Below are 26,280 nucleotides of genomic sequence, written 5' to 3' on the forward strand. Positions count from 1 at the left end.
CAATGCTCCTCATGAACCAATAATGGCTTTTTTTTTAAATACAGGTTAAAATAATAGAAGATTTTTAGAAACTTGGAGGAACCAATTATGTTTGTACTCGTTGTATTAATTGTCGTTTTATTTGCTTTCTATTTATTTTATAAAACAAAATACATTAGAAGCAACCGTCAAGTTGAAAAGAAATGGCTTTCAGCAAAATCAAATATTGCTCTTGGACTTTTTGTCTGTCTGTTTGGTATGAATCACTTACTATTTATATCAGAATCGACTGTTTCCTATATTGTGGCTGCCGTTTTTAGTATTTACGGAGCCGTATTTAGCTGGATTGGATTCAAAAAATATAAACACTACCATCCATTTGCAATTGAAGAAGCTCATATGCTAGATGCCCAAAAATAATAGGAAGCCGTTTCTCAAGTTGAGAAGCGGCTTTTTTATTTACTACAGCTTGGATCAAAGGCTAGTTTCTGTCAATCAATTGGCACATCATCATTGCTTTTCCAACTAAAATTCCCTCATTGAAAACTTCCACATCTACCTTCCCAAATTTACGTCCTACTTCCAGTATTTTCGGGAAAATTTCTAAGGTGCTTTCCATTTGAACCGGTTTAATAAAGTAGATCGACATATTTTCCACGACCAGGTCGCCTTTTTTATAGCTGCGTAAAATCCGGTTGGCTGCATCCGCGACAATGGTTGTAAATACGCCATATGAAATAGTCCCAAGGTGATTGGTCATTTGCGGTGTCACTTCGCATGAATATACTTCTTCACCTTTTGGTTTACCCTGCATTAACACCATTTGATTGGTCACAATGTCATCAATGGTTTCGCCAACCTGCGGCTGCCGTTGGTTCATTTGCAATGCCTTTAATACATCCTGCCTGCTGATAATCCCTTCTAAACGGTTCGAGTCATCGGCAACGGGGAGAACTTCTATTCCCTCCCAGACCATCGTATGTGCAGTCGATGCAACACTTGTTTTCCCATGCACCGTCATTGGATTTTTGGTCATAATCTTATCGATGGAGGCCTCCATATTCTGACCCAAAATATCCTTACTTGTGACAATCCCCTGAATTTTCAAGTTTTGATCGACTACAGGATAACGGCTGTGCGTTGTCCTTTGATTAAGTTCATGCCATTTTGACACTTTATCAGATGTTTTTAAGTAAAAGGTATCTGTGAGTGGGGTTAAAATATCCTCTACTAAAATAATTTCCTTTTTAATTAATTGGTCATAGATTGCCCGGTTAATCATCGTAGCGACAGTAAAGGTGTCATAACTTGTTGAAATAACCGGCAGTTCTAATTTATCTGCCAGCTTTTTCACATGGTCCTCAGAATCAAAACCACCGGTAATCAACACCGCAGCGCCGGCTTTTAAAGCTAACTCATGCGCCTGGGTACGGTTTCCAACGATTAACAGATTTCCAGCTTCCGTGTACCGCATCATGGCCTCTAGCTTCATGGCACCAATCACAAATTTATTGAGGGTTTTATGCAAGCCCGTCCGCCCGCCTAAAACTTGCCCGTCCACAATATTAACCACTTCGGCAAAGGTTAGCTTTTCAATATTTTCTTTCTTCTTCCGTTCAATTCGTATAGTACCTACTCGTTCAATCGTACTGACATAGCCTTTATTTTCAGCCTCTTTAATTGCCCGGTAAGCTGTCCCTTCACTCACGGTCATCGCCTTGGCGATTTGCCGCACTGATATCTTTTCCCCAATAGGGAGTTTATCAATGTATTGCAATATTTGTTCATGCTTAGTAGCCAAGACCTTCACCCTTTATAATTTGAATTCCTAGTTATTTAGTCAGTTTAATTTATTCCCTAAATTCTATTATAAAGTTTAAAGGTCTTTGATTCAACGAAGTACTCTAGATTATCATACAATTCTTATTAATATGACCGGGTTTTTCTCTTTGCACTCTGTTGCAGAGGCTTTTTTACTAACTTTTTCGGACTATAGAGAAGACCGGTAAGATTCCCAGCAATCACAATTAATGCAAATGAAAGCCAAACAATCGCGAAAATCCCTTGTGTCCCTTCTGCTGTCACTGATAATTTTGGCACAGCAAAATAAAGCATAAAACCACATAGAAGCAAGCAAAGTAAATACCTGTTTTTTTTCATTTCTTTTACCTCCTTTGTTAAAAAGACTGCTTGTTTCATCTTTATGCATACAGGAGGAAAAAAAGTATGTGAAACCACTAAATCAACTAAATTTCAATTGCCTCACCTGGAACGAGCACTTTTCCATTCTTCCCCTCCAACCTCTCAATAAATTGATAGGGGTCTTGTTTAATTGGCGGGAAGGTATTGAAGTGAATCGGTACAATTGTCTTTGCATTCAGTAGTTTAGCTGCATAAGCCGCATCCTCAGGCCCCATTGTAAAGTTATCACCTATCGGTAGGAAGGCTACATCAATTGGATGGCGTTCGCCAATCAGCTTCATGTCGGAAAACAATCCAGTATCGCCAGCATGATAAATTGTCTTGCCTTCATTACTGAACAAGATACCCGTTGGCATTCCGCAATAAACGATCTCATTTTTATTTGTTACATAACCAGAGCCGTGAAATGCCTGAGTGAGTTTAACCGTTCCAAAATCAAATTGACAGGAGCCGCCAATATTCATTCCGTGTGTTTTGACACCCTGCCAGCTAAGGAAAGTAGTCAGGTCTGCATTCGCAACCACAAGAGATCCGTTTCTTTTCGCTATCGCAACCGTATCTCCGACATGATCGTTATGACCGTGAGATAAAATAACCACATCAGCATTTACTTCATCAGCCTTTAAATCAGTTAAACTATTTCCTGTAATAAAAGGATCTATTATAATCGTTTTTCCATTTGTTTGAATTTGAATAACTGAATGTCCATGGTATGAAATCTTCATCATCCCAACTCCTTTTAAATTATTATATATGTACTTCAATAAATCATATGGAAATCCTTCTACATTTATTTCCATAACTCTTTTGTTTTAGCACTAAAGTAGGAATAGTTATTTTACATTCCTTTATAAAATTGTTACTCTCAAATAGGATCTAACATTACTAAAAAGGGGAGCCCTACATATGAATCAACGATTACTAAAGCTTCAAACATGGATGAAGGAAAACGGGATTGAAGTCAGCTTTCTTACTTCTACCGAGAATGTATTTTATTTAAGCAGTTATTTCACAGACCCGCATGAACGTTTACTGGCGCTGGCTGTTTTTCAAGAGGAAGAGCCATTCCTCGTCTGCCCGGCAATGGAAGTACCTGATGCCAAGCGCTCAGGCTGGGGTCATGAAATCATTGGCTATAGCGATATCGAAAACCCATGGGAAATGATTCTTACCGCCATTAATAAAAGAATCAACGGGGTTTCAAAAGTGGCCATTGAAAAAGAACATATGAATGTCGAACGCTACGAGCATCTTACACAGTTATTCCCTAAGGCGTCATTTGTTTCTGCAGAAGAAAAATTACGACTGCTGCGGATGATCAAGGATGCCAAAGAATTAAAAATCATTGAAGAGGCTTGTGCCCTTGCCGATTATGCCGTTGAATTCGGTGCAAGTGAAATTAAGGAAGGCAAAACAGAACTGGAGGTCCTCAATGCCTTAGAGTACGCCCTAAAGCAAAAGGGTGTGACCGAAATGTCATTTTCAACCATGGTGTTAACCGGTGCAAACGCGGCTTCCCCACATGGCAACCCAGGGGAAACGAAAATTCGCAAAGGTGATCTTGTTTTATTTGATTTAGGTGTTGTTGTTGACCGGTATTGTTCTGATATAACAAGAACCGTTGCATATGGGGACATCAATGACAAGCAAAAAGAAATATATGATACGGTATTAAAGGCACAACTCGCTGCCATTGAGGCAAGTAAACCGGGCGTTACAGCTGCAGAAGTTGACCTTACAGCAAGGCGGATTATTGCTGAAGCGGGTTTTGGCGACTATTTTCCACACCGATTGGGTCATGGACTTGGAATTGGCGTTCATGAGTACCCTTCTATGACCGAAACCAACCAGCTGGTAATCGAAGAAGGCATGGTCTATACAATCGAACCAGGGATTTATGTGCCTAATGTGGCTGGCGTCCGAATTGAGGATGATATTTATATTACCGCTGATGGGGCAAAGGTGTTAACCAAGTTTCCAAAGGAATTACAAATAATTAAATCATAATTTTACACTTATTTACATTGAACTCTTATCGATTTTGATGTAGTATACAAATACAGGCTGCGTTGTACGTAATCATAATAAAGTTTTAACCTTTAAGCTGTAAAAGGGAGTTTAACTATCGAAGCCAGAATGACAAGCCTCCGTCTATAAGACATGGAGGACATGCAGAAAGGTTTCTGAGAACACCCACTTTGAGGAGTGGTGGTTTAAAACTTTCTTATATTCACTACGGCAAATGCGGCTGTATAGGTAGTATTTCAACCCAACTTCATTTTGGAAGTTGGGTTTTGTTTTTGATACATAAAAAGAAGAGGACCCGCATCCTCTTCTTTTTACTTTTATTATTTTGTTAACAATGTTTTCGTATCTTTAAACTCAACTCCATGTGCTTCGGCAACTGCTTGATAGGTCACATAGCCGTCGAGAGTGTTGATTCCTTTTAACAATGCCTCATTATCTAAACAAGCCTTTTGGAAGCCTTTATTGGCAATTTGCAGCGCATATGGAACAGTCACATTTGTTAATGCAATCGTAGAAGTTCTTGGGACGGCACCAGGCATATTGGCCACAGCATAATGGACAACACCATGCTTTACATATGTTGGATGATCATGTGTGGTAATCCGGTCGGTGGTTTCAAAAATTCCACCTTGGTCAATGGCAATATCCACCACAACACTGCCAGGCTTCATCGATTGAATCATCTCTTCACTGACTAGTCTTGGCGCCTTTGCACCGGGGATTAACACAGCACCAATAACTAAATCAGATTCCTTAACCGCTTCAGCGATAGTAAAAGGATTAGACATTAATGTTGTCACATCGGAACCGAATATATCATCTAATTGGCGAAGACGGTCCGGGTTTAAATCAATGATGGTAACCTTTGCACCCAAACCAATTGCCATTTTCGCTGCATTTGTACCTGCTACTCCGCCGCCAATAATGGTAACGACACCTCGTTGCACTCCTGGGACACCAGAGAGGAGAATTCCCTTGCCGCCGTAAACCTTTTCTAAAAATTGGGCACCGACCTGAGCAGCCATCCTTCCAGCCACTTCACTCATAGGGGTCAATAATGGAAGAGTTCTATTCGCCAATTGGACGGTTTCATAGGCAATGCCAACTACTTTATTATCAATTAGTGCCTTCGTTAATTCTGGCTCAGGCGCTAGGTGTAAATATGTAAATAATATTAACCCTTCACGAAAATATTGATATTCAGTTGGGATCGGTTCTTTTACCTTCATAACCATATCCATTGACCATGCTTCCTTAGCAGTTTCCACCAGCATCGCGCCTGCAGTACTATAGTCTTCATCCAAAAAGCCTGAACCAAGCCCTGCTCCTATTTCAATAAAAACCTCATGACCAAAGTTCACCAAATTTGTCACTCCGGCTGGTGTCATTGCTACACGGTTTTCATTATTTTTGATTTCTTTTGGTACCCCAATCCGCATGCACTTACCTCCAATTAATATCCTTAATAGAAAGACCTATATACCTTTATTATATCCGTTATTACCAGGAAAATGAAATAATGGAGAATCTTTATGAATCATTATCCGAAGAGCCTTACCCAGTGGGCAAAGCTCATTTCATAACCTGTTAATAATAATAAGGGTACGGAAATGGGTACCCGTAATATGGATATGGATATCCATACGGAGCAGCTAATAATGCACCGGTTGCTACCCCACCCAGAAACGGCAGCCCGTATCCAAAACCTGGGCGACCATACCCGAAGCCCGGTCTTCCAAATCCGTAGTGCCCGTACCCGTGGCCGAATCCACCGTGTCCATAACCACCGCCATGGCCAAAGCCGCCGTGACCAACGCCGCCATGGCCATGAACCCTCTCATCAAAGTTAATAGGCATCCCATACATTTCGGTATTCATTTTGTTTCTCCTCGCTTCACTTAGGTTTACACTTTTCTATTTAAATGAACTTTACACCTTAAGAATATGCATGATTGAAAACAAATTCTTGGGCAAACGCCCTGTATGACTGAATTTCTTAGACAAATAACTATACGTTCCACAAGAAAAGACTGTCCCATGTTTAGGACAGTCTTTCCTATTTGTTTACATGTACCTAGTCCTCAGCTGCTGCATAATCCTCGCTGTCAGCTAAAGCCGTTCCTTCCCCCATAAAACCACTATTATAGGAATTCATAATTTGTTCACTTACCTCATTTAGACCTTGTTCATCATATTCAAAAGAATATTTGTTATTTGGATCCCGCTTTTCCATCGTGGCATTCCCCTTCCTTTGTAAGTTACTTCATTATTGTTCGAAAAATTGCAACAGTTATACGTTGTTAAATATTGTATAATCAGGGTAAGGAGATGATAATCATGGGACTTAAATATCAAAATATTTTAGTCGCAATTGATGGATCAAAGGAAGCAGATTGGGCATTTCAAAAGGGGATTGAAATCGCAAAGCGAAATCAAGCGGGACTCTTATTAGTTCATGTGATTGACACAAGGTCGTTTGCCTTAATTGAAGCCTATGATACTGTTATTGGTGATCGGGCAGAAACACTTGCAAAGGAAATGCTTGAAAATTATCATAAGCAAGCTGTGGATGCGGGGTTAACAAATGTCCAATACGAAATTGAATTTGGCTCACCTAAAATACGAATTCCAAGAGATATAGCTAAAAAACACAAGGTGGATTTAATTCTCTGCGGTGCCACTGGAATGAATGTAGTCGAAAGATTTTTCATTGGCAGTGTATCAGAACATATTGTTCGTTACGCTCCATGTGACGTTCTGATCGTTCGAACCAAAAAAGATATTGACGAAGAATAGATAGCTGATTCATGCACGGAGCCCTTTGCCCCGTGCATTTATTTTTCTATTACTAATAGGTTTCTCGTGTATGGCTAACGAAACTATAGTAAAATAAAGCAAAACAATAGCATGGAGGCTTTCGAATGATAGAGCATTTCGCTTTTGATCAACGTCTTGGTATTGCGATTCCTGATTTGACTATGGAATGGGATGAATATAGCGCGGAAATACAGCAGGAGATTCTGTTAACCTGGGAGCAAACCCGCGGTTCCATCCCTGACCGTATTGCTGAGCTCGAGGAGGAGATCAATGATAAACAAGCACAACTTTCAGATGAAAGTGATTTCCCACGCTCCTGTCAATTAAACTCTGAAATAGCGGATCTCGCTTCGATTATCAATGATTTATGGCTTTGGTACAGGGCAAACCAGGTAGTTAGCAAGGTACATCTATAAGAAAAACTCCCCAATGCAGGGAGTTTTCGTTGTTTATATATCCTTTTTAATTTCCCTCACCACATGTCCAAGTTCAGGTAAGATTAACTTATTCATGGCCAATTTGACAGCTCCAGTTGAACCAGGTGTGGAGAATACAGCCTTATTTTTAACGACTCCGGCAATTGCTCTCGAAAGGATTGCGCTTGAGCCGATATCCTCTTGATAGCTTAGCATTCTGAACAATTCACCAAAACCAACGATTTCTTTTTCGAGAAGATTTTGTACGGTTTCAATCGTTACATCACGCTTGGCAATTCCAGTGCCGCCATTTGTTAGGATGACATCAATATCCCCTCTTTCACAACCTTTTACAATTTCGTTTTGAATCTGTGCTGCTTCGTCCTTAACAATAACATAATCAACAATCGTATGCCCTGATCCTTCAAGCAGTGTAATCATCAGCTTACCGCTTTTGTCTGTTTCTTTATCTCTTGTATCACTAACTGTTATGACTTTACAGTGAACTGACTTTGGTGCTTCTTTTTTATGCTCTTGCGTACTCATCGTTAAAACTCCTCTTTTTCCTTGAGATAACGAAGTTGATAATACCTATGCGCAACATCCGTTACTTTTCTCGTTAATTGATAATTAGCCCCCGCCCCTATTGCCATGCTGATTAGCGGGATCCCCTGAATGACCTTTTTTCGAAACAGAGCAATGACCATAGCTTTTAATAATTGCTGAACCGGCTGTTCCAGCCAAGTGATATCGGTAATCTGCTCGTTCCCTTGATAAAAATATGACTCATCATTTTCGGCTAAATCCGCCATTAACGAGTTCCATCCCTTTATTTGAATTCGTGGCGGTAACGTCGCCGTATGAAAAACCTTTAATGATGTCATCATTTCATAGGGGGTATTCACTTCAAAACCGTAGGTCATGGCAATTAATTGAACGATTCTTAAATTAATGACCGCCATCGCCGGAATATCTGCCCCTAAGAGAAGCGTGCCTCCAGTCCCTGCAAGTCCCCCTTGGGCAAACGAATATAAACGGTGCCTCGCTATTTGCTGCTCTGCTATGTATTGTAATTGGTCAATCGTTAAGTTTCTTATATCCGCTATTTCTTCGATATCTTTACTAAAAATTCTTCCTGACGTAAGAATTCTTTCCTTTGCGTCCATTTGAAGCTGTGAGCCTTGAATCATCCCATGTAAATGAAATAACCATGTATCAATAAGGGAAAAGAATTGTTGTTGCACCTTTTCAGGCAGTAACAAAAAAGAACGTTCTAAATATTTTTCATACGTTAATTGAAACTCATTTGCCTCGTAATTTAGTAACTTTTCTTCCCATAAGCGTATTTCATTTAAGACACTTGCTTCCCGTTCTGTCAATGGCATCTATTCTGACCTCCTCCGGCTACATTTCTTTTTCCAGTATATCACAAAAAAATTAGACTTAAAAAAGGCAAAAGCCATTTAAAATAGCTTTTGCCTTTTTTAGATTATGAACGTGTTCCTGCTAAACGAACAACGTCCCGAGCAATCATGACTTCCTCATTTGTCGGAATGATAATAACTTTAACCGGCGAATGCGGATAGTTAATGAATGCTTCTTCGCCCCTCACCTTATTTAGAGCGGGATCCCAATAAACGCCCATAAATTCAAGACCTTTAAGAACATTTTCTCTAATCGTGTCACTATTTTCACCGATTCCGGCAGTGAAAATAATCGCGTCAACACCGAACATACGTGAAGCATAGGAACCAATGTATTTATGGATTCGATTAGCAAACACATCCAATGCCAGCTGTGCTCGTTCATTACCCTTATTCGCTTCGATTTCAATATCTCGAAGATCGCTAGAGAAGCCGGAAACGGCTAACATACCGCTCTTTTTGTTCAATACGTCTAGAACTTCTTCTGCGGTTTTACCGGTTTTCTCCATGATATATGGAATAAGTGCCGGGTCAATATTACCTGAACGGGTACCCATTGTGACCCCTGCAAGTGGTGTAAAGCCCATCGAGGTATCAATTGATTTTCCACCTTCAATGGCCGCAATACTTGCACCGTTCCCTAAGTGACATGAGATTAAACGAAGCTGTTCAACGGGGCGTCCCAATAGTTCAGCTGCACGCTGGGAAACATATTTATGGCTTGTGCCATGGAAGCCATACTTCCTGATTCCATATTCTTTGTAGTATTCAAATGGCAGACTGTATAAATAAGAACTTTCCGGCATCGTTTGATGAAAGGCTGTATCAAAAACAGCAATAGCTGGGACATCAGGAAGTACCCGCCTAAATGCCTTAATCCCTGTTGCATTTGCTGGGTTGTGCAATGGTGCAAGCTCCGATAGCTTTTCAATCTTGTTAAGTACTTCATCCGTAATAAGAGCTGAATCATCGAAAGTTTCTCCTCCGTGGACAACACGGTGACCGATTCCATCAATTTCAGTTAAGGATTTAATGATGCCTAATGTAGTTAATTTATCTAGCAGCATTTGTACCGCGACTTCATGGTCTGGAATATCAATAATTTCTTGGATCTTTTCCCCATTGGCCGTGATAGTAAAAATTGAATCATTAAGACCAATTCTTTCAATTAGCCCTTTTGTAATAACTTCTTCACTTGGCATTTCAAATAATTGAAATTTTAAAGAAGAACTTCCCGCATTAATTGCAATGATTTTTGCCATTTTGCTACCGCTCCTTTTATATAACAACATCGATTTAGGATGTGATTCGAATAGTACACCTTATTTTGTGCAAACCAACCTTGTTTATTTCCCTCAATTCCTCATTTAATCACTGAAAATCGGACTTTTCAAGGGATATTTCCAGTGGTAGCGGTTCCAATGCAAATGTTCATATATTCACAGTTTTCTTACTCTTGTAACCCAAAACAAAAAGGATAAAACCGGTAATCAAAACCAGCTTTATCCTTTACTATCTTGAAACCATTTTTCAATTTTGGCTAATATTTTATCCATTGCAACAGCGCTTGACAGACTTGGTAAATGCACGAGTAATGCTTCCTTTGGCGGCTTGACATTTTCCCCTTTTTTCTGTAAAACCAAAATACTTTTAGCCGATTGTTTATTTTTAAACATGGTCGTCGGTAATTGAAGCAAGCCCTGGATAATCAGATTTTCCTTGATAAATTCATGAAGCTGAGGTGCCTGTTCACTTTCAAACAAACCATTGGGAATGAGGAAGAATAAGTATCCTCCCGGTTTGGTATGTTTCACACTTTGTTCAATAAATAAATGATGAGCATACGAGTGGCCCTTCGAAGCTTTTAATTGATAATCTTCCGCTCTTATATCATTGGGATAGAAGCCAATCGGTAAATCGGCAATGACAGCATCAACAGGATCGATAAACAAAGGCTCCAAACTATCTTGATTGAAAAACTCAACAGGATGCTGCTGTAAATTTGCATTTACGTAGGCAAGCTTAATTAAAATATCGTCAATCTCGGTACCAATCGCGGTAATATTTTTATGTACGTGGTTTAAAACGGTTGTAACTAAATTCCCTGTTCCAACAGCAGGGTCCAGGAGGCGGAATGATGGCTGCTTAACAAATCGTTCCACTAAATAGCCTATTAGCATCCCTACAGAATCCGGAGTCATCTGGTGGTTAGGCTGGACATTTTCCTTCATCCCTTTTAAGATCACAAGCTGATAGGCTTTACGAATATCCTCATTTGAATATTTAACCAGGTGTATTTCTTCATATACCTTCTTAAGCCTTTTCAGCGTGAGCTCACTTAACTCATCTTGAAGAATGGCGCCCTGAAATAGATTTTCCCCTGTATCTGCAAGTGCCTCAAGGTAACTGTAGGATAATTCCTCTTGTAAAATAAGTGCTGTTTCATTAAATAGTGTAAATAACTGTTCAACCGGAGACAGTTTCATTATTTCCCCTCCACTCCTAAATTTCCTTATTTATTCTATACGAGTATGTATTTTTTAAACAAGTATAAAGGCCTCGCTTTAGAGCCGAGGCCTTTTAAAGATTTATAATTATTTTGCCGCTTTTGCAGCTTCAATTGCAGCTTCGTAGTTTGGATGGTTCGTTGCTTCGCTAACATACTCGACGTAAGTCACGGTATCATTCGAGTCAACAACAAAAACCGCGCGAGCTAATAAGCGTAATTCTTGGATTGCAACCCCATATGCTTCTCCAAAAGATAAATCGCGGTGATCAGAAAGTGTTTGAACATTTTCAATGCCGCTTGCCGCACACCAGCGTTTTTGTGCAAATGGTAAGTCCACACTTACTGTTAAAATTTTTACATTACCTAAGCCGTTTGCTTCTTCATTGAAACGGCGTGTTTCTGCATCACATACGCCTGTATCCAAAGAAGGTACAGAAGAGATTAGACGAACTTGACCTTTTGTATTTTCTAACGTTACTTCCGATAGATCATTTGCAAGTACAGTAAAGTTTGGAGCTTTGTCCCCAACCTTCACTTCACTTCCTAACAAGGTAATCGCATTTCCTTTAAATGTTACATTTGCCATTCTTTTCATCCTCCTTTGTCTTTTAAAGTCATCCACAATGAGATGAATTGACTTTAATATGTACAGTGTAAATATATCTTTTCAACAGTGTATTTGCAATTATTTAAACCTCAAGAAAAAAGTTAACCTTCCTTTGATGAGGAAGATTAACCTTCTCCTTATAATTCAAGATCCACTTTTGGCTGCTGTTGTTGGCTTTGCTGTTGCCTATTCTCTTCTTTTTTCGAGAACATTTGCTGAATTTTATCGACTGCCTGCGGAGCAAGTTCTAAAATCTTTTCATATAAATGGGTACTTTCATCAAGATGCAGCATTTTGACACCATGTGAATTTACAATTAAAAAAGCGATTGGCGTGATGGAAACACCGCCGCCGCTTCCGCCGCCAAATGGAAGGGCTGATTTTCCTCCGCTTTGCCCCTGGCCTTGACCTTGGCCTTGACCCCCACTTTGGCCGCCTTGCGACTGGGAGCTGTCGAGTTTAAACTCACTCCCTCCAGCAGCAAATCCAAACCCTACCTTCGATACTGTTAAAATGACACTTCCGTCAGGGGTTTCAACAGGATCCCCGATGATAGTATTCACATCAATCATTTCTTTCAAGCTTTCCATTGCGGTCGTCATCAAACCTTGAATTGGGTGGTCAGACATGTCTATTTCCTCCTCTTTCAAACGGATTTCGTTTTTTCACTTTTAAAATTACTAGGCGGTTTCCCGCCTTTCCAGAATTTAATCAGCTTTAATCCTGCGAGAATAGCATACCCGATTCGAAACTGAAACATACACGTTAACTGTGTTTGAATGACAGCAGCTTGAAAATGGGGAGTTACCGATAAATGTGGCATCTGCTTTAACCGAAAATAATGACTAAGAATGCTGACAATACTCCCTTTTATTGCCCAAATCGCACCTGTCATCATTCCGGTATGCGCCGCATCACCAACACCCATCAGTGTCTGCCATTCAAAACTCTTTATTGTAACCCTTTTTAAAAATTTCCTAACAATCACATGCAAATGGATAACCTTTTCTAGCAGTTCTTTTGTTTTTTGAAAGCTACTCGTAACGTCATTTTGGGTAATTTGGTTTACCGTAGAATCTGGGTCTTCAGGAGCCGTATCCCCCATATGTGAATGACTTTCTACCACCAAACTTGGTGAATTATCATCAATTTTTATCAAAGGGACATTTAGCTTATATTTTATGAGTCCAAACCATATCTTAAACACTACCTTTAAATCATCATTGTCATTATGATGATAATAATTTACAAGAATCGTTAACTTCGTAAAAATAATTAAAATGAATAAGAACAATAGGACCAATATAGAAAGCCAGAGCCAAAACAATTTGTTCACAACCTTTCAGCCTATTATTATTCGCTTTTATGAAAAAAATAAACCTGCCAACTTATTGTTGACAGGCCCTGAATCCTTATCTATCTACATGTATGACCGTGGTATCAGTAAAGATATCATGTAACCCTTGCTTTTTCGGTAAAAAGGCAACAATGATATAGCCAATGATGATCGTTGCCGAGATAAACCGACCAATCCATTCACGAAAAATAATCGTTCCCCAGGACATTTCATCATGTTTTAAGTCCACAACCTTTAAGCCAAAGACCATTTTGCCAAGCGTTTGCTTAAAGAATTTTGTCATTAACACAAAATATAAATAAAAGATGACCGTAGATGCAATCGAAACGGGGGCGAATATAGAAAATTCGGTTAGAGAAATGTCAAACGCTCGAAATATCGGGTTTATTAGCAGGCGTTCGAAACTTTCCACTACTAGCAAATCAAGCAAATATGCCCAAAAACGCATCCAGAAGCCCGCATATCGAAAAGGATGATCCTGTAAAACAGGTTCAGTCGATTCCATTTAACTTCCCTCCCTTATTCTGCATATAAGTACATTAGGCGTGGAGAATTGGGCTTGGAAAGGATTTTCATGAGCCCCGCCATTTCTACATCACCGCTGATTAATTTTTGCGCTTGAAACTTAAATAACGAGCCTAAACCGAGATCATCCGAATAGCGAACTACCTTTGCTCCTTTAAGCTTCTCTTGCTTTTTCATTTGATTAATGACATCTTCAAGGTAACCAAAATCATCGATGAGATTAATTTCTTTTGCCTGCCGTCCATCGTACACCCGTCCATCTGCTATCTGTTTTACTTCCTCGACACTCATATGGCGGCCCTCAGAAATGACCTTAACAAATCCCTCATACGAGTTATCTATCATTTTTTGTAAAATTTGCCGCTCTTCATCCGTCATTTCTCTCGTAGGGCTCATAATGTCTTTATACTTACCACTTTTAATTGTGACAAAATCGACACCATATTTATCTGCCAATCCCTTGTAGTTATATCCTTCCATTATGACGCCAAGTGACCCTGTTAATGTTTCCGGGCTGGCAAAGATTTTTTTGGCTGCTGTTGAAATATAATATCCACCTGAAGCTGCCATCGACCCCATCGAAATATAAACTGGTTTTTGACTATCCTTTTGGATATCAATTAGCTTATCGTGAATTTCTGCACTCTCAACGACACCGCCGCCTGGTGAATTTACTCTAATAATGACGCCCTTCACCGAATCATCCTCTTGCAAGTAGGTTAACTTTTTCATAAAGTCTTGATGGTTATAACCTGAGCTTTGCAGGAATGATCCTGTTTCACCGCTATCTTGGATGACACCGTCAACATCAAGAATGGCAATTTTCTTTAATTCACTGCCTTCCTTAACGACTTCCTCTGTTAATGGTTGTTCAGCAGTCGCCATAAAATCACTGAAATCTGTTTTAATCCCTTTAAAGGCAAATGCCGACAAAAAATTAATCACAATCGAAACAAAAAATAATGCCGCAGCAATTCCTAGGGCGGCCCAACGTTTTCCATTCAACTGTATCTCCCCCTCACATTTCTTTCGTCTAGAATTCACATCCCTGCTTTCATATTGTTTCAAAAAAGTGCTAAACTAATTTCAGACTATCATTATTTTAACAAAGATTAATTTCCAAATGTTACATTTTCATCTTTAAAATGGAGGGATAGGAAATGGAAATAAGACGTAATATTTATTTTTATCACAAGCGGGATGCGGACATGCTCTCAAAAATGGCTCCCCTAGTCGAAGTGGCTGACCGATATGGTTTTACCATCGTAAATGATTATCGTAAAGCTAATATCATTGCCAGCGTGGGTGATGATGGAACTTTTCTTCAAGCGGTGAGAAAAACGGGCTTCCGAGATGATTGTTTATATATGGGGATATCAATCAAGGATAGTTTGAGCATGTATTGCGATTTTCGTATAAGTGATACCTCCAAAATGATTGAGACCATCACAACGAATGAACAAATCGAGGTTCGCCGCTATCCGATGATTGAAGTGAACGTTGATGGCCAAGGCACCTTCACATGTTTAAACGAATTTAGCATTCGCTCATCGATTATTAAAACACTCGTCATTGATGTTTTTGTGGATCAGCTTCACTTAGAAACGTTCCGTGGTGACGGATTAATTGTTTCAACACCAACGGGCAGTACCGCCTATAATAAATCCGTGAATGGGTCGATTGTCGACCCGCTTCTATCCTGCATGCAGGTGAGTGAGGTGGCTTCTGTTAATACAAATCGTTACCGTACACTTGGTGCCTCATTTATTATTGGCAGTGAACGGACACTTACACTTAAGGTTATTTCCGAAGGCAACGACCATCCAACAATGGGAATGGACAATGAAGCCTTAAGTATTCGTCATGTGGATAAAATAAACATAAAAATAAGCGGAAAAAAAATTAAAACCTTAAAGTTAAAAGACAATTCTTTCTGGGATAAAGTGAAGAGAACCTTCCTATAAAAAAAGCGCAGGGCGCGCGGAGCTAGACAATTCCCAAAGTCCAAACTTATACTTCTTTTCATTTTAAAAAAACCTTATCCGCAAATAGGATAAGGTTTTTTCTTTATTATAGTGTCGCTCGCTTTTCTTTACGCCATTTCATTTCTGTCACGAGCTTTGTTTTTGAAAGTGAATAAATGGTTAGTGCTGTCCAAATAAACATGAAGGCTAAGAGCTGTGATTTTGAAAAATGCTCTTGATAGACAAATACGCCTAAAATAAGGGTTAAGGTTGGTGCAATATATTGCAAGAAACCAAGTAAAGAGAGCGGAATCTTTTGTGCCCCTTTTGCAAAATAAAGGAGTGGCACAGCGGTTGCAACTCCTGCCCCCATCAATAATAAATCCGTTCCTATACTCGCTGTTAAAAAGGAGTTTGAGCCTTGAATAATTAAGTAAATCATGTAGATAGCTGCAATGGGTGCAACAACAAGGGTTTCTAAGCTCAGTCCCACGGACGAATCCACGTTAATCAACTTTTTCGCTAAGCCATATAACCCAAAACTTAGTGCCAAGGAAATCGCAATCCAAGGAAATACACCATGAGAAACAGTGACGATTACTACTCCAACTGCCGCCAAAATAAAGGAGATATATTGGTAGATCGTTAATTTTTCCTTCAGTACCACCATTCCCAATAAAATACTTACAAGGGGATTTATATAATAGCCAAGGCTCGCTTCAATCATATGCCCGCTATTCACTGCCCAAATATAAATAAACCAATTCACGCTAATTAATATAGAGGCAATCCCCAATGCGTACATTTGCTTTTTATTTTGAGCAAAACCTTTTAAGGTTCGGACAAATAATCCCCATTTTTTCGTAAAGAAGAGAATAATTAACATAAAAATAAAGGACCAAAATATCCGATTTGCGAGAATCTCCTTGGCATTTACATGATTCAATAATTTCCAATAGATTGGCAATAGCCCCCAAATAAAATAAGAAAAGGCAGCATGAATGGCCCCTATCTGTGTGTCCGTCTTTTTCATATGTCTCCCCAAGCCCCTATTCTTTCTAGTTTCGAAATATCTTCATTATAACGTGAAACTCCAAAAATGGGGGATTTTTTTACTTAGCACCTACTCTTTTTCAAATACAATTGTGCCGCCAATAACCGTCATTTGAACAGGAACCTTAGGTATTTCAGAAGGTTGGAGGCTGAATATATTTTGTTCCAGCACAGTAAAGTCAGCTAAATAACCTTCCTTAATCATCCCACGGTCATGTTCATGACATGCCGCAAAGGCGCTACCCTTCGTAAATAAACAGATAGCCTCATAAACACTTAATGCCTGTTCTTTGCCATAAACGATTCCTTTAGGATCATTTCTATCTGTTCTTGTTACCGCTGCGTGGATGCCAAACAATGGATTAGGCATTTCAATCGGCGCATCGGAACCCCCGGCACAGTGGAGACCTGCATGTAAGAGGGTTTTCCACGCATAGCAATAATCCAAATTTTCATGGCCAATCCGATCCATAACCCACGGAAAATCTGACGCAAGAAAAACAGGTTGGATATCAAGGATGACAGGAAGCTTCTTCACCCTGTCAATTAGGTCTTGACGTACAATTTGAGCATGAATTAGCCGGTCTCTTCCAGGTCCCGTGAGTGGGTGGACTTCGATTGCATTTAGTACATATTCAAATGCCAAATCGCCAATGGCATGGACGGCTACAGGAAGATTGCAGGAACGTGCCTTAGCGACTAAAACATTTAATTCCTCTTGATTAAATATGGCTACACCATTCGTATCTGGTGCATCATTATAGGGATGGCTTAGAAGTGCAGTCCTTCCGCCGAGCGCACCATCAGCAAAAATCTTCATTGCACCGATTTCTATCCATTCATTACCCGAATGGAAACTTGCACCTTCATTCACCATATCATCCACAACCCCATGGTGAACAAGTAAATGAGTACGGAATTTATTTCCCTCTTCTTCAATTACTTTTTTAAACGTCTCAAATGTACGATGGTATCCCCCGTAATAATGTAAATCCTCTGTGTGAACACCTGTAATCCCTAGTCGACATAAATCTTTTATGGCAGCCTTCATTGCCTTTTGTAAATATCCTTCTGAAACAATAGGCACCACTTTGTTGATGAGGTCCTGTGCTGTATCCTTTAAAAGACCTGTTAACCCAGACTTGGCCTCTTTTTCAATCACCCCTCCGGGGGACAAACTGTTTCCTCTGATACTCCAGCCAATTCAAGTGCTTTCGTATTAACAACCATCGCATGACGGCAAACCCGTTTTAGAAGAACCGGATTTTCAGGGAAAATTTCGTCTAATTCCGTTCGATGGATCATTTCCGACTGTCCCCATAGGTTCTCATTCCAACCATCACCAATAATCCACTCGCCCTGTTTAAACTGACTTCCATATTCCTTAACGGCTGCAAAAATGGCTTCTTTTGAGGTCATCTTTGATAGGTCAAGACGGATTAATGTTTCCCCGTGTCCAATTAAATGGATATGGCTATCAATAAAGCCGGGGAACATCGTCCCGCCGTTTAGGTCGACCCGTTCCGTAATCCTTTTGTTAAAAATTTCTTCTAATTGCCCTTTTTCACCTGTTTGTACAATTCGATCTTCCTCCGTAAAAATGGCTTCAACCGTTGATCCCTCACCTTCTAATGTATAGATGGTTCCTCCGTACCATAACTTGCCCATTTTTAGTTCCTCCCTTCGTTTCTAAAAAAAACTAGCAGACGGTAAACACCGCCTGCCAATATGTCCTGAAAAATTATACTTGTTTCAGTGATTCCATTTCTTTTTGACGAAGCTCAATCCGGCGAATTTTTCCAGAGGTTGTTTTTGGAAGTTCGGTCAAATACTCAATTTTTCTAGGATATTTATACGGAGCTGTAAGTGTTTTTACGTGCTCCTGTAAGGTTTTCGTTAACTCCGGGTCGACAGGACTGACATCGTCCTGTAAAACAACAAACGCTTTAACAATAAAGCCGCGGATTTCATCGGGACTAGCAACAACGGCACATTCCTTAACAAACGGATGTTTCACAAGCGCATCCTCTACTTCAAACGGCCCAATCGTATAGCCAGAGCTAATAATAATATCATCACTGCGGCCTTCGAACCAGAAGTAGCCTTCTTCATCCATTTTGGCTCTATCGCCCGTGACATAATAATCTCCGCGGAACTGCATGGCCGTTCTTTCGGGGTCTTTATAATAATTTTTAAATAAGGCAGGAGTTTCAACATGGACGGCGATATCACCAACTTCCCCAACGGCACAAACTTGGCCATCCTCATTGATAATCTCTACCCTATTTCCAGGTGTCGGCTTGCCCATTGAGCCCGACTTCAATTCCATCCCTTTTGTAACTCCCACAAGTAATGTATTTTCGGTTTGCCCATAACCGTCACGAACATCAATGGCAAAATATTTTCTAAATGTGTCAATTACCTCACGATTTAACGGCTCCCCTGCGGAGACGGCGCTGTGAAGGTTTGGCAACTGATAATCAGCTAAATTGTCTACTTTTGCCATTAACCGATATTCCGTCGGTGTGCAGCAAAGGACATTGACATCATATTTTTGCAAGAGTGCTAAATATTTTTTCGGTTCAAATTTTCCGTTATACACTAAACCAGTTCCACCTGAACCAAGGACAGAAAGGAATGGGCTCCAAATCCATTTTTGCCAGCCTGGGCCTGCTGTTGCCCAAACCGTATCGCCCTCTTCAATACAAAGCCATTTAGATGCTGCTGTTTTTAAATGAGCGAATGCCCAGCCATGAGTATGGACTACACCTTTTGGATTTCCAGTTGTCCCTGATGTATAGGATAAAAAGGCCATATCATCACGAAGAGTTTCAGCAATCGCAAATTGTTCACTAGCTTTTTCCATTTCAGCATCTAGATGAATCCAGCCTTCTTCCTCAGCTCCCAATGTGAACTTAACCAATGGTTGTGTTTCGGTAATATGTTCAAATTGATCAACATATGGGTAATAACTGATGACTGCCTTTACATCTCCGTGTGAAATACGGTACTGCAGATCTTTCTCCCTTAGCATTTCCGAACTAGGGATGACCACCATTCCAGTTTTTAATGCGGCCAAATACACCACGTACGCTTCAATCAAACGCGGTACAATAACGAGAACCACATCACCCTTGTTTAAACCATTCTGAGTAAACACATTCCCCGCTTTGTTCACTCGCTTCATTAGTTGCTCATATGTAACTTGTTTGGTTTCACCTGACTCATTTTCCCATTTTAATGCCACTCTTTGCGGATTTCCTGCAAATCGCTCCATTTCAGAAACGAGATTATACTGTTCTGGTGCAATTAGATCTTCCCTCTTCATGACTTCTCCTCCTTAAAAATAATAATCTTATATAATAATTATACAGAAATAAATAAAAATTTGGATATATTAATTAATTTTTATTTAGTCCTAGTACCTGATGCTAATTATAAACCTATTATCTAAAAGTGAAAATAAAAAAGAGAGCGGGAGTTATCCTCCACACTCTCTGTAGCCATTGTATTTATTTTTGATTAACGAGAGAATCCGCCGCCTAATTGTTGTTCAGCCATTGCTACTAGACGTTTTGTGATTTCACCACCAACGGAACCGTTAGCACGTGAAGTAGTATCTGCTCCAAGGTTTACACCAAATTCGTTTGCAATTTCAAATTTCATTTGGTCAAGAGCTTGTTCCACACCAGGAACTAATAATTGATTTGAATTGTTGCTTGCCATGTGATATCACCTCCTTGTGAGTATAGAATGTGTAAATCTTATAAGCTTCATTCTATAATCCATTTGGTAATTGTTCACAAAAAATTCAAATTCTGCTTTTAAAATAATGATTGAAATTCTGTATGCTTGTCGTCAACTGGTTTAATAACGATAGTCTCCACTTCATTGATGGCAACTTGAATCATTGGTTCAAAATCAAAAAAGCTTTCAAAATGTTGTACTTTTTCCCTTTTCGGCTTGGTTTTCGGAGAAGATGGCACAAAAATCGTACAGCAATCTTCAAACGGCCGATTAGAAATTTCCAAGGTATCGATCTCCTCGGCAAGTTTAATAATATCCGTTTTATCCATCGTAATCAAAGGACGTAAAATTGGTGTATTTGTCACTTCATTAATCGCGAACATACTTTCTACCGTTTGGCTGGCTACTTGTCCAAGGCTTTCACCGGTAATAATAGCCAGACCTTCACGCTTTTGTCTAATTCCCTCAGTAATTCGAAGCATCATTCTTCTTGTCGATGTCATGGAGTAATTCTCTGGAATTTGCTCACGAATCGCCTGTTGAATAGCTGTAAAGGGCACGATATGAAGGGTAATCGCACCGTAAATCTCAGCAAGCTTCCGTGATAAATCGATCACTTTTTCCTTTGAACGCTCACTTGTGAATGGTGGACTGAAGAAATGGACGGCTTCAATTTCTAATCCCCGCTTCATGGCTAAATATCCGGCTACAGGGCTGTCAATCCCACCAGATAACATGAGCATCGCCTTTCCACTTGAACCCATAGGAAGACCGCCAGCACCTTGAATGGTTTCACATGAAAGATAAATAGCTTCCTTTCTGACCTCAATTCGTAAATTGATATCAGGGTTCCTCACGTCTACTTTAAGTCCTGGAATGGATTGAAGCAAATGACCGCCAATTGTGTGATTAATTCCGTCTGTATTTAATTCAAACGATTTATCCGATCGTTTTGGCGTAATTTTGAAGGTCTGCCCTTCCATGTAAAGAGATGAGACTAAATCTAGTGAGGCTTGTTTTAATACCTCAACATTCCTTTCCACCTTGATGGCGGGACTGAAGGATTGAATCCCAAATATATTCTTTAATTTTTCGATAATTTCTATCCCATCTTCACCATTTAATAAGACATACATCCGATCACGACTTGATTCGATTTTAACTTTTGGGAAGGGAGCGAGGGCAATTCTGACGCTTTTTCTAAGTTTATCAACAAATTTATTGCGATTTCGGCCCTTTGTTGAAATCTCCCCATAGCGTATAAGTATACGATCATATTTCATTTATTCCATAACCTTTCTTAATTGGTTTGCTGTATTTTTCATTGCTAAGATTACCGTTTTTGCTTCCTCTTCCGTATTTTCGAAAGAAAGGCTAATCCTGATTGCACTTTCAGCTAAACTTTCGGGAACACCCATAGCCAGCAGTGTTTTACTTGGTGACTTCCTTTTGGAAGAACAGGCACTAGTCGTCGAAACAAATACCCCTAGCTGCTCAAGAGCATGGATAAACACTTCCGATTTCATTCCGGCAAGGGAAAAGTTAACGATATGGGGCGCTGAATTTTCAATAGGTGTATGGATGACAACACCTTCTATTTCGGAAAGCCCTGCTCTTAGGATCGACTGAATTTTTTCCATTTTTTTAATCCCCGTATCACTTTTATCCATTGTCATTCTTAGGGCTTTTGCCATTGCCACAAACCCAGCAACATTTTCAGTACCGCTGCGCATCTTTCGTTCTTGATCACCGCCTGAAAATAAGGGAGTAATTTTTGCCCCTTCACGTATAAACAAGGCACCTGTCCCTTTTAACCCATGAAACTTATGCGCAGAAAGCGAACAAAGATCCACATTGCTGCTATATAGTGACAAGGGAACTTTTCCAATTCCCTGGACATTATCAACATGAAATAATAGTGTTGGATGATTTTTGACCAGTTCCCCAATTTCTTTAATCGGCTGAACAGTCCCTACTTCATTGTTCACCTGCATGATGGAAATTAAAATAGTATCTTTTCGGATAGCCTTTTCGACATACTCAACACGAATTCTACCATTTTCGTCAACCGGCAGATAGGTAATTTCAAAACCCTCCTGCTCAAGCTGTTCCATGGCAGCACGTACCGAGGCATGTTCAATACTGGATGTTATGATATGGCGGCCTTTATTTCGGTTCATGAATGCAGCACCTTTTATCGCAATGTTGTTACTCTCTGTCCCACCCGAGGTAAAATAAATTTCAGTGGCTTTTACCTTTAAAAGTTTTGCCACCTGTTCCCTCGCTTGCGATAATAGCTTCTCAGCCTGCCCCCCATACTGTGAAGTGAGGATGGATTTCCATAATATTCACTTGAAACTGTTAAAAAGGAATCTAATACTTCTTTATATGGTTTAGTCGTTGCACTATTATCAAAATAAATCATCTTATCTCCTCCGTACAAATGTAAATCTTATCATAAAGATCATCAATTTAAAAAGAAAAACCGATTTGACCATTAAGGGTCGAATCGGTTTTATCTATTCGGTTACAATAGTTGCTTTTATTTTTTTCAAAGCTTCTGGGTCTATTCCTTCAAGTGACGCGGCAACTTGCTCCAATGCCTCTTGATAATCGTAGTGCCTAAATGCCATTTCTGCATCAGTTAATCCTTTGGCAATAGATGGATACTGACTTCTATATCGATTTCCATACTGAATGGCTCTTTCAGCTAGCGTCACATTTTCTATTAATTCATAGGTTGTATTAACAAGTTTCTCAACAGTTAAAACAGCGACTTCCAAATACTGATTAAGGGCGGAAACATTAAGCGGCTTTTCTTCAAGCTGATAACGAACATTTTGAATGCTTTCGTTCGTATCTTCGAATAAATAATGATAATCTGCGGGCACTCCCGGTACATTATTTTTCTTCACAAGACGGACAGTATCGCCAACCCTTTTCGTTAGTTCCATGATTTTTTTTCTTGCTTCAAGTTCATCTTTCCTAAGTGCCTGGAGTTTAACGGCAAATAACTGCTGCCCCTCAAGGATGACATCGAGTTGATCTTTAATATCACTTAATTCTTCACTGAGTACGGTTTGCGCAGTTCCGTTTAGTTTTAACTTTTCAACCAAAATTTCATAGTGCTTATAAACAGCCGCAAGTTCCTTTTCAAGCTCCCTCTGTGTTTCAAGGTCACTATCCGATATTTGATAACTTTGCTGTACCTGCAGCATCTCATTGGAAAGAAGCTCATTTTCTCTTTGTGCCGAAACTAGTAGTTCATAGGCTGCCTTTTCATTTTTCTGCACGTAATGCTTGGCATGTACTTCCTTCTCTAAAAGGTCAAAAAGAATGTCGATTCGATCTTTTACTTCTTTTACACCTTCTTCAGCTTTATCAATTTCAATCGCTTCAATGAATGCCAGGTTTTCAGCCAGTTTTTCCTCCAGGCGTTTAATTTCCTGCCCAACATTAATATGTTCCAAATAATATTCCTGCTCCACCATTTCTCGTTGTCCTTCTATACAGTCGGAAAGTTGATTTGGAAGCAATGAGTGACACTCAATTAGCAGCTGTGGAATGACATCCATATGCTGTTTTATGGTTCCAAGCTGACCTTGCATCTGTAAAACCACTTCTCTTGCCTCGAGGTAATTGCCAAGTTCCGTTTTCTCATCGAATTCCTGAAACTTTTGTGCCGTTTCATTAAGCTTCATTTCTAAATGCTTTTCAGCAATACCAAAGCTATGCCGGTGAGCAAGCAGCGTTTTCTTCGCTTCTCGATATAATTCTTTTAACTCCTCTATTTCTAGTCTATTTTTTTCTTCACTGCCAACTAGCTCATGTAGCTCTTCCAAAATCTTTTTTATCTGATTCTCAGTTTCTTGCAATCTTAAATCAATTGCTTGTTGAACCTCTTTAGCTTTTTTGAATCGGTACTTGTCAATGTATTCCTCCGCATCAAATAGCATTTCCTCTAAGTTCGGGAGCTTTACTGTTACTACGTCATCCCACTCGCTCCGCCAACCCTCGAAAAGCTCTTCTGTTTGTCCAGTCATATTTAATTGCTTTACCTTGGACATTTCATCTGGTATTGGTCGATTTAATAAATCAATTTTCCATGCTTCCAATCGATCCATTTCTTTAAAGTACTTTTTCTTTATTAAATATCCTACTAGAAACAAGGCCAGTAATAGGATGAAAAATCCAATGAAATATTTCACAAGTAAGCCCCCTAATTCAAACAACATGATTCTCCTGATTCAGTAACACATCTATATTAATAAATCTCTTCCTGTTCTATTCAATGCTTTTATGATACCATGTAAACGACAATTTTTGACTATAATTTTCAATTTTTTTGTAAAAAGAAAAAAAATAGCGATTTCCGCTATTTAATGATTGCGCCCTTTTTAATGGACAGATCTGAGCATAATGTTTTATCAATCCAAAAATGAATATCCTTTAAATATTTTTGTTCAAAAAATGGTTCATTTGGAAAGATGTACAATACCTCCCGCATATAGTGATTATTCATATATGGCATCATCAAAAAACTTTTTAGTTGGATGATTAAATAAGGAATCGAATGGGGACGAAATTCATTCCACTCAAAGCCTCTTTCAAAAATCTGCTGGAAATAGTATTTTTCTTTAAGTGAATAAGTCGACATGATTTCCCTCACCACTTGGGAATCCATGGACATTTCTCGATAAACAAAACTTGTGAGTTGGATATTTTCAGATTGAAAATGGAGCAGATCAGCTGCAATCTTCTTCAAGCACTCCTTAGCGCCGCGATCAATGGATGCATAGGCCCCCTCAATTTTACTCATGTACTGTTCAAAAAAATGCATAAAACAATATTCCAAGAGACCTGGTTTATTATGGAAGTGATATGCTATCGCTGCAGTATTAACTTTTGCGAGAGTAGCAATATCCCTAATAGATGTTCCTGAATACCCATTTGTATTAAACAACGATATTGCAGCCTTCACAATCGCATCTTTTGCATTTTTCTTCATTCCTTCTCCCCCTTCAGGATCCCCTTATATAATGATTCTTGATGTCACAATTGTTTCCTTTATGAAAATATCGACAAAGTCTGCTCTTTTTCTTTTTATTTTGATAAAATGAATAGTAAATCGTAAAGGAAAAAGGTGAAAATACTTGTTTAACGTCGAAATGTATACTGGCAGTCGTGAAGAAAATTATGAACTTGTAAAAAAACAGCTACAGGCCCTGCTTCATGATGAGCCAAATCAAATTGCAAATCTTAGTAACGCCTCTGCACTATTAAACCAATTTCTCGACCGTGTTAACTGGGTTGGATTTTACTTCATGGATACCAATGGGGAACTTGTGCTTGGACCATTTCAAGGATTACCTGCCTGTATCCGGATTCCCCTTGGTAAAGGAGTGTGCGGCACAGCAGCCTTGAAAAGGGAAACGATCCGTGTGATGGACGTTAATCAATTTCCCGGCCATATTGCTTGCGATTCCGCATCACAATCAGAAATTGTCATTCCACTTCTCAAAGGGGATCAATTAATCGGGGTCTTAGATATTGATTCTCCCGAAACAGACCGCTTTGACGAACTTGACCAAGAAAAACTGGAAGAATTTGTTGCCGTATTAATGGAACATATCTAAAAAACTCGCCACGCTG

At 39.4% G+C, this 26,280-nt stretch carries 27 protein-coding genes, 1 other RNA gene and 2 pseudogenes; 7 read left to right on the plus strand and 23 right to left on the minus strand.

The window, feature by feature from the left end; genetic code table 11:
* Nucleotides 1-87 precede the first annotated feature (87 nt).
* Nucleotides 88-399 (plus strand): YtpI family protein, encoded by a 312-nt coding sequence (locus RCG19_RS03820; RefSeq protein ID WP_166239135.1) that lies wholly within the window; start codon nt 88-90, stop codon nt 397-399.
* A gap of 61 nt (nt 400-460) precedes the next feature.
* On the opposite strand, the gene RCG19_RS03825 is transcribed toward RCG19_RS03820, so the two are convergent.
* The 3 genes from RCG19_RS03825 to RCG19_RS03835 all read right to left on the minus strand — a co-directional run bounded on the left by RCG19_RS03825 (nt 461) and on the right by RCG19_RS03835 (nt 2,906).
* A complete protein-coding gene (locus RCG19_RS03825) occupies nt 461-1,780 on the minus strand; it encodes a CBS domain-containing protein (protein ID WP_166239133.1) in 1,320 nt (439 codons plus the stop codon).
* Between the two features lie 125 nt (nt 1,781-1,905).
* Nucleotides 1,906-2,139: a hypothetical protein gene (locus tag RCG19_RS03830; RefSeq protein WP_166239131.1), complete on the minus strand. Its 234-nt coding sequence runs from the start codon at nt 2,137-2,139 to the stop codon at nt 1,906-1,908.
* Between the two features lie 86 nt (nt 2,140-2,225).
* Nucleotides 2,226-2,906: a metal-dependent hydrolase gene (locus tag RCG19_RS03835; protein ID WP_308109734.1), complete on the minus strand. Its 681-nt coding sequence runs from the start codon at nt 2,904-2,906 to the stop codon at nt 2,226-2,228.
* A 181-nt stretch (nt 2,907-3,087) separates the two neighbouring features.
* Between RCG19_RS03835 and RCG19_RS03840 the strand changes: the two genes are divergently transcribed.
* Together RCG19_RS03840 and ssrS are read left to right on the plus strand one after the other, a co-directional pair.
* Nucleotides 3,088-4,188: a M24 family metallopeptidase gene (locus RCG19_RS03840; RefSeq protein ID WP_308109735.1), complete on the plus strand. Its 1,101-nt coding sequence runs from the start codon at nt 3,088-3,090 to the stop codon at nt 4,186-4,188.
* Nucleotides 4,189-4,239: 51 nt separating this feature from the next.
* Nucleotides 4,240-4,435: non-coding RNA, 6S RNA (gene ssrS / locus RCG19_RS03845), on the plus strand.
* A gap of 94 nt (nt 4,436-4,529) precedes the next feature.
* On the opposite strand, the gene ald is transcribed toward ssrS, so the two are convergent.
* The 3 genes from ald to RCG19_RS03860 form a co-directional block, all read right to left on the minus strand.
* A complete protein-coding gene (gene ald / locus RCG19_RS03850) occupies nt 4,530-5,648 on the minus strand; it encodes an alanine dehydrogenase (RefSeq protein WP_308109736.1) in 1,119 nt (372 codons plus the stop codon).
* A gap of 148 nt (nt 5,649-5,796) precedes the next feature.
* Complete coding sequence (locus RCG19_RS03855; protein WP_374049575.1) at nt 5,797-6,087, minus strand: hypothetical protein; 291 nt, start codon at nt 6,085-6,087, stop codon at nt 5,797-5,799.
* 196 nt (nt 6,088-6,283) lie between these two features.
* Complete coding sequence (locus tag RCG19_RS03860) at nt 6,284-6,442, minus strand: hypothetical protein (protein WP_308109737.1); 159 nt, start codon at nt 6,440-6,442, stop codon at nt 6,284-6,286.
* Nucleotides 6,443-6,546: 104 nt separating this feature from the next.
* Here RCG19_RS03860 and RCG19_RS03865 point away from each other — a divergent pair, with 104 nt between their 5' ends.
* Together RCG19_RS03865 and RCG19_RS03870 are read left to right on the plus strand one after the other, a co-directional pair.
* Nucleotides 6,547-7,005, plus strand: a complete 459-nt coding sequence (locus RCG19_RS03865) for a universal stress protein (RefSeq protein ID WP_308109738.1) — start codon at nt 6,547-6,549, stop codon at nt 7,003-7,005.
* A 125-nt stretch (nt 7,006-7,130) separates the two neighbouring features.
* Entirely contained in the window at nt 7,131-7,442 is a 312-nt protein-coding gene (locus tag RCG19_RS03870) for a hypothetical protein (RefSeq protein ID WP_308109739.1), read from the plus strand.
* Between the two features lie 33 nt (nt 7,443-7,475).
* On the opposite strand, the gene RCG19_RS03875 is transcribed toward RCG19_RS03870, so the two are convergent.
* From RCG19_RS03875 to sppA, 9 genes are all read right to left on the minus strand, one after another.
* Entirely contained in the window at nt 7,476-7,988 is a 513-nt protein-coding gene (locus RCG19_RS03875; RefSeq protein ID WP_308109740.1) for a MogA/MoaB family molybdenum cofactor biosynthesis protein, read from the minus strand.
* A 2-nt stretch (nt 7,989-7,990) separates the two neighbouring features.
* Complete coding sequence (locus RCG19_RS03880; RefSeq protein WP_308109742.1) at nt 7,991-8,827, minus strand: EcsC family protein; 837 nt, start codon at nt 8,825-8,827, stop codon at nt 7,991-7,993.
* A gap of 104 nt (nt 8,828-8,931) precedes the next feature.
* Entirely contained in the window at nt 8,932-10,128 is a 1,197-nt protein-coding gene (locus RCG19_RS03885; RefSeq protein ID WP_308109743.1) for an acetate kinase, read from the minus strand.
* Nucleotides 10,129-10,368: 240 nt separating this feature from the next.
* Nucleotides 10,369-11,352 (minus strand): class I SAM-dependent methyltransferase, encoded by a 984-nt coding sequence (locus RCG19_RS03890; RefSeq protein ID WP_308109744.1) that lies wholly within the window; start codon nt 11,350-11,352, stop codon nt 10,369-10,371.
* 108 nt (nt 11,353-11,460) lie between these two features.
* Nucleotides 11,461-11,961 carry a thiol peroxidase gene (gene tpx, locus RCG19_RS03895; protein WP_166239111.1) on the minus strand — a complete coding sequence of 167 codons (501 nt, stop codon included), beginning with the start codon at nt 11,959-11,961 and terminating at the stop codon, nt 11,461-11,463.
* Between the two features lie 158 nt (nt 11,962-12,119).
* Nucleotides 12,120-12,611, minus strand: coding sequence for a GerW family sporulation protein (ytfJ, locus tag RCG19_RS03900; RefSeq protein ID WP_308109745.1), 492 nt, complete (start codon nt 12,609-12,611; stop codon nt 12,120-12,122).
* A 17-nt stretch (nt 12,612-12,628) separates the two neighbouring features.
* Complete coding sequence (locus RCG19_RS03905; protein WP_308109746.1) at nt 12,629-13,318, minus strand: DUF2953 domain-containing protein; 690 nt, start codon at nt 13,316-13,318, stop codon at nt 12,629-12,631.
* 76 nt (nt 13,319-13,394) lie between these two features.
* A complete protein-coding gene (locus tag RCG19_RS03910) occupies nt 13,395-13,844 on the minus strand; it encodes an RDD family protein (RefSeq protein ID WP_308109747.1) in 450 nt (149 codons plus the stop codon).
* A gap of 14 nt (nt 13,845-13,858) precedes the next feature.
* A complete protein-coding gene (gene sppA, locus RCG19_RS03915; RefSeq protein WP_308109748.1) occupies nt 13,859-14,869 on the minus strand; it encodes a signal peptide peptidase SppA in 1,011 nt (336 codons plus the stop codon).
* 155 nt (nt 14,870-15,024) lie between these two features.
* On the opposite strand from sppA, the gene RCG19_RS03920 reads away from it, so the two are divergent.
* On the plus strand, nt 15,025-15,828 hold the full coding sequence (locus RCG19_RS03920; protein ID WP_308109749.1) for an NAD kinase: 804 nt from the start codon (nt 15,025-15,027) through the stop codon (nt 15,826-15,828).
* Nucleotides 15,829-15,934: 106 nt separating this feature from the next.
* Here the strand turns inward: RCG19_RS03920 and rarD are convergent, their stop codons facing one another.
* The 8 genes and pseudogenes from rarD to refZ form a co-directional block, all read right to left on the minus strand.
* Nucleotides 15,935-16,861 (minus strand): EamA family transporter RarD, encoded by a 927-nt coding sequence (gene rarD / locus RCG19_RS03925; RefSeq protein WP_308109750.1) that lies wholly within the window; start codon nt 16,859-16,861, stop codon nt 15,935-15,937.
* Nucleotides 16,862-16,951: 90 nt separating this feature from the next.
* Nucleotides 16,952-18,549 (minus strand): annotated as a pseudogene (locus RCG19_RS03930) (amidohydrolase).
* A gap of 73 nt (nt 18,550-18,622) precedes the next feature.
* Nucleotides 18,623-20,209 carry an acyl-CoA synthetase MbcS gene (mbcS, locus tag RCG19_RS03935; protein ID WP_308109751.1) on the minus strand — a complete coding sequence of 529 codons (1,587 nt, stop codon included), beginning with the start codon at nt 20,207-20,209 and terminating at the stop codon, nt 18,623-18,625.
* Between the two features lie 194 nt (nt 20,210-20,403).
* Nucleotides 20,404-20,607: an alpha/beta-type small acid-soluble spore protein gene (locus tag RCG19_RS03940; protein ID WP_166239095.1), complete on the minus strand. Its 204-nt coding sequence runs from the start codon at nt 20,605-20,607 to the stop codon at nt 20,404-20,406.
* 98 nt (nt 20,608-20,705) lie between these two features.
* Nucleotides 20,706-21,911: a tRNA uracil 4-sulfurtransferase ThiI gene (gene thiI, locus RCG19_RS03945; RefSeq protein ID WP_308109752.1), complete on the minus strand. Its 1,206-nt coding sequence runs from the start codon at nt 21,909-21,911 to the stop codon at nt 20,706-20,708.
* Nucleotides 21,912-23,053: pseudogene (locus RCG19_RS03950) on the minus strand (cysteine desulfurase family protein). It lies immediately after the preceding gene.
* Between the two features lie 94 nt (nt 23,054-23,147).
* Nucleotides 23,148-24,836 carry a septation ring formation regulator EzrA gene (gene ezrA, locus RCG19_RS03955; protein WP_308109753.1) on the minus strand — a complete coding sequence of 563 codons (1,689 nt, stop codon included), beginning with the start codon at nt 24,834-24,836 and terminating at the stop codon, nt 23,148-23,150.
* Nucleotides 24,837-25,003: 167 nt separating this feature from the next.
* Nucleotides 25,004-25,636, minus strand: coding sequence for a forespore capture DNA-binding protein RefZ (refZ, locus tag RCG19_RS03960; protein ID WP_308109754.1), 633 nt, complete (start codon nt 25,634-25,636; stop codon nt 25,004-25,006).
* Between the two features lie 145 nt (nt 25,637-25,781).
* Here refZ and RCG19_RS03965 point away from each other — a divergent pair, with 145 nt between their 5' ends.
* The gene (locus RCG19_RS03965; protein WP_308109755.1) at nt 25,782-26,264 is read left to right on the plus strand and encodes a GAF domain-containing protein; all 483 of its coding nucleotides are present in this window, start codon (nt 25,782-25,784) and stop codon (nt 26,262-26,264) included.
* Nucleotides 26,265-26,280 lie beyond the last annotated feature (16 nt).

This window comes from Neobacillus sp. OS1-2, assembly GCF_030915505.1.
Classification (GTDB): Bacteria; Bacillota; Bacilli; order Bacillales; family Cytobacillaceae; genus Neobacillus.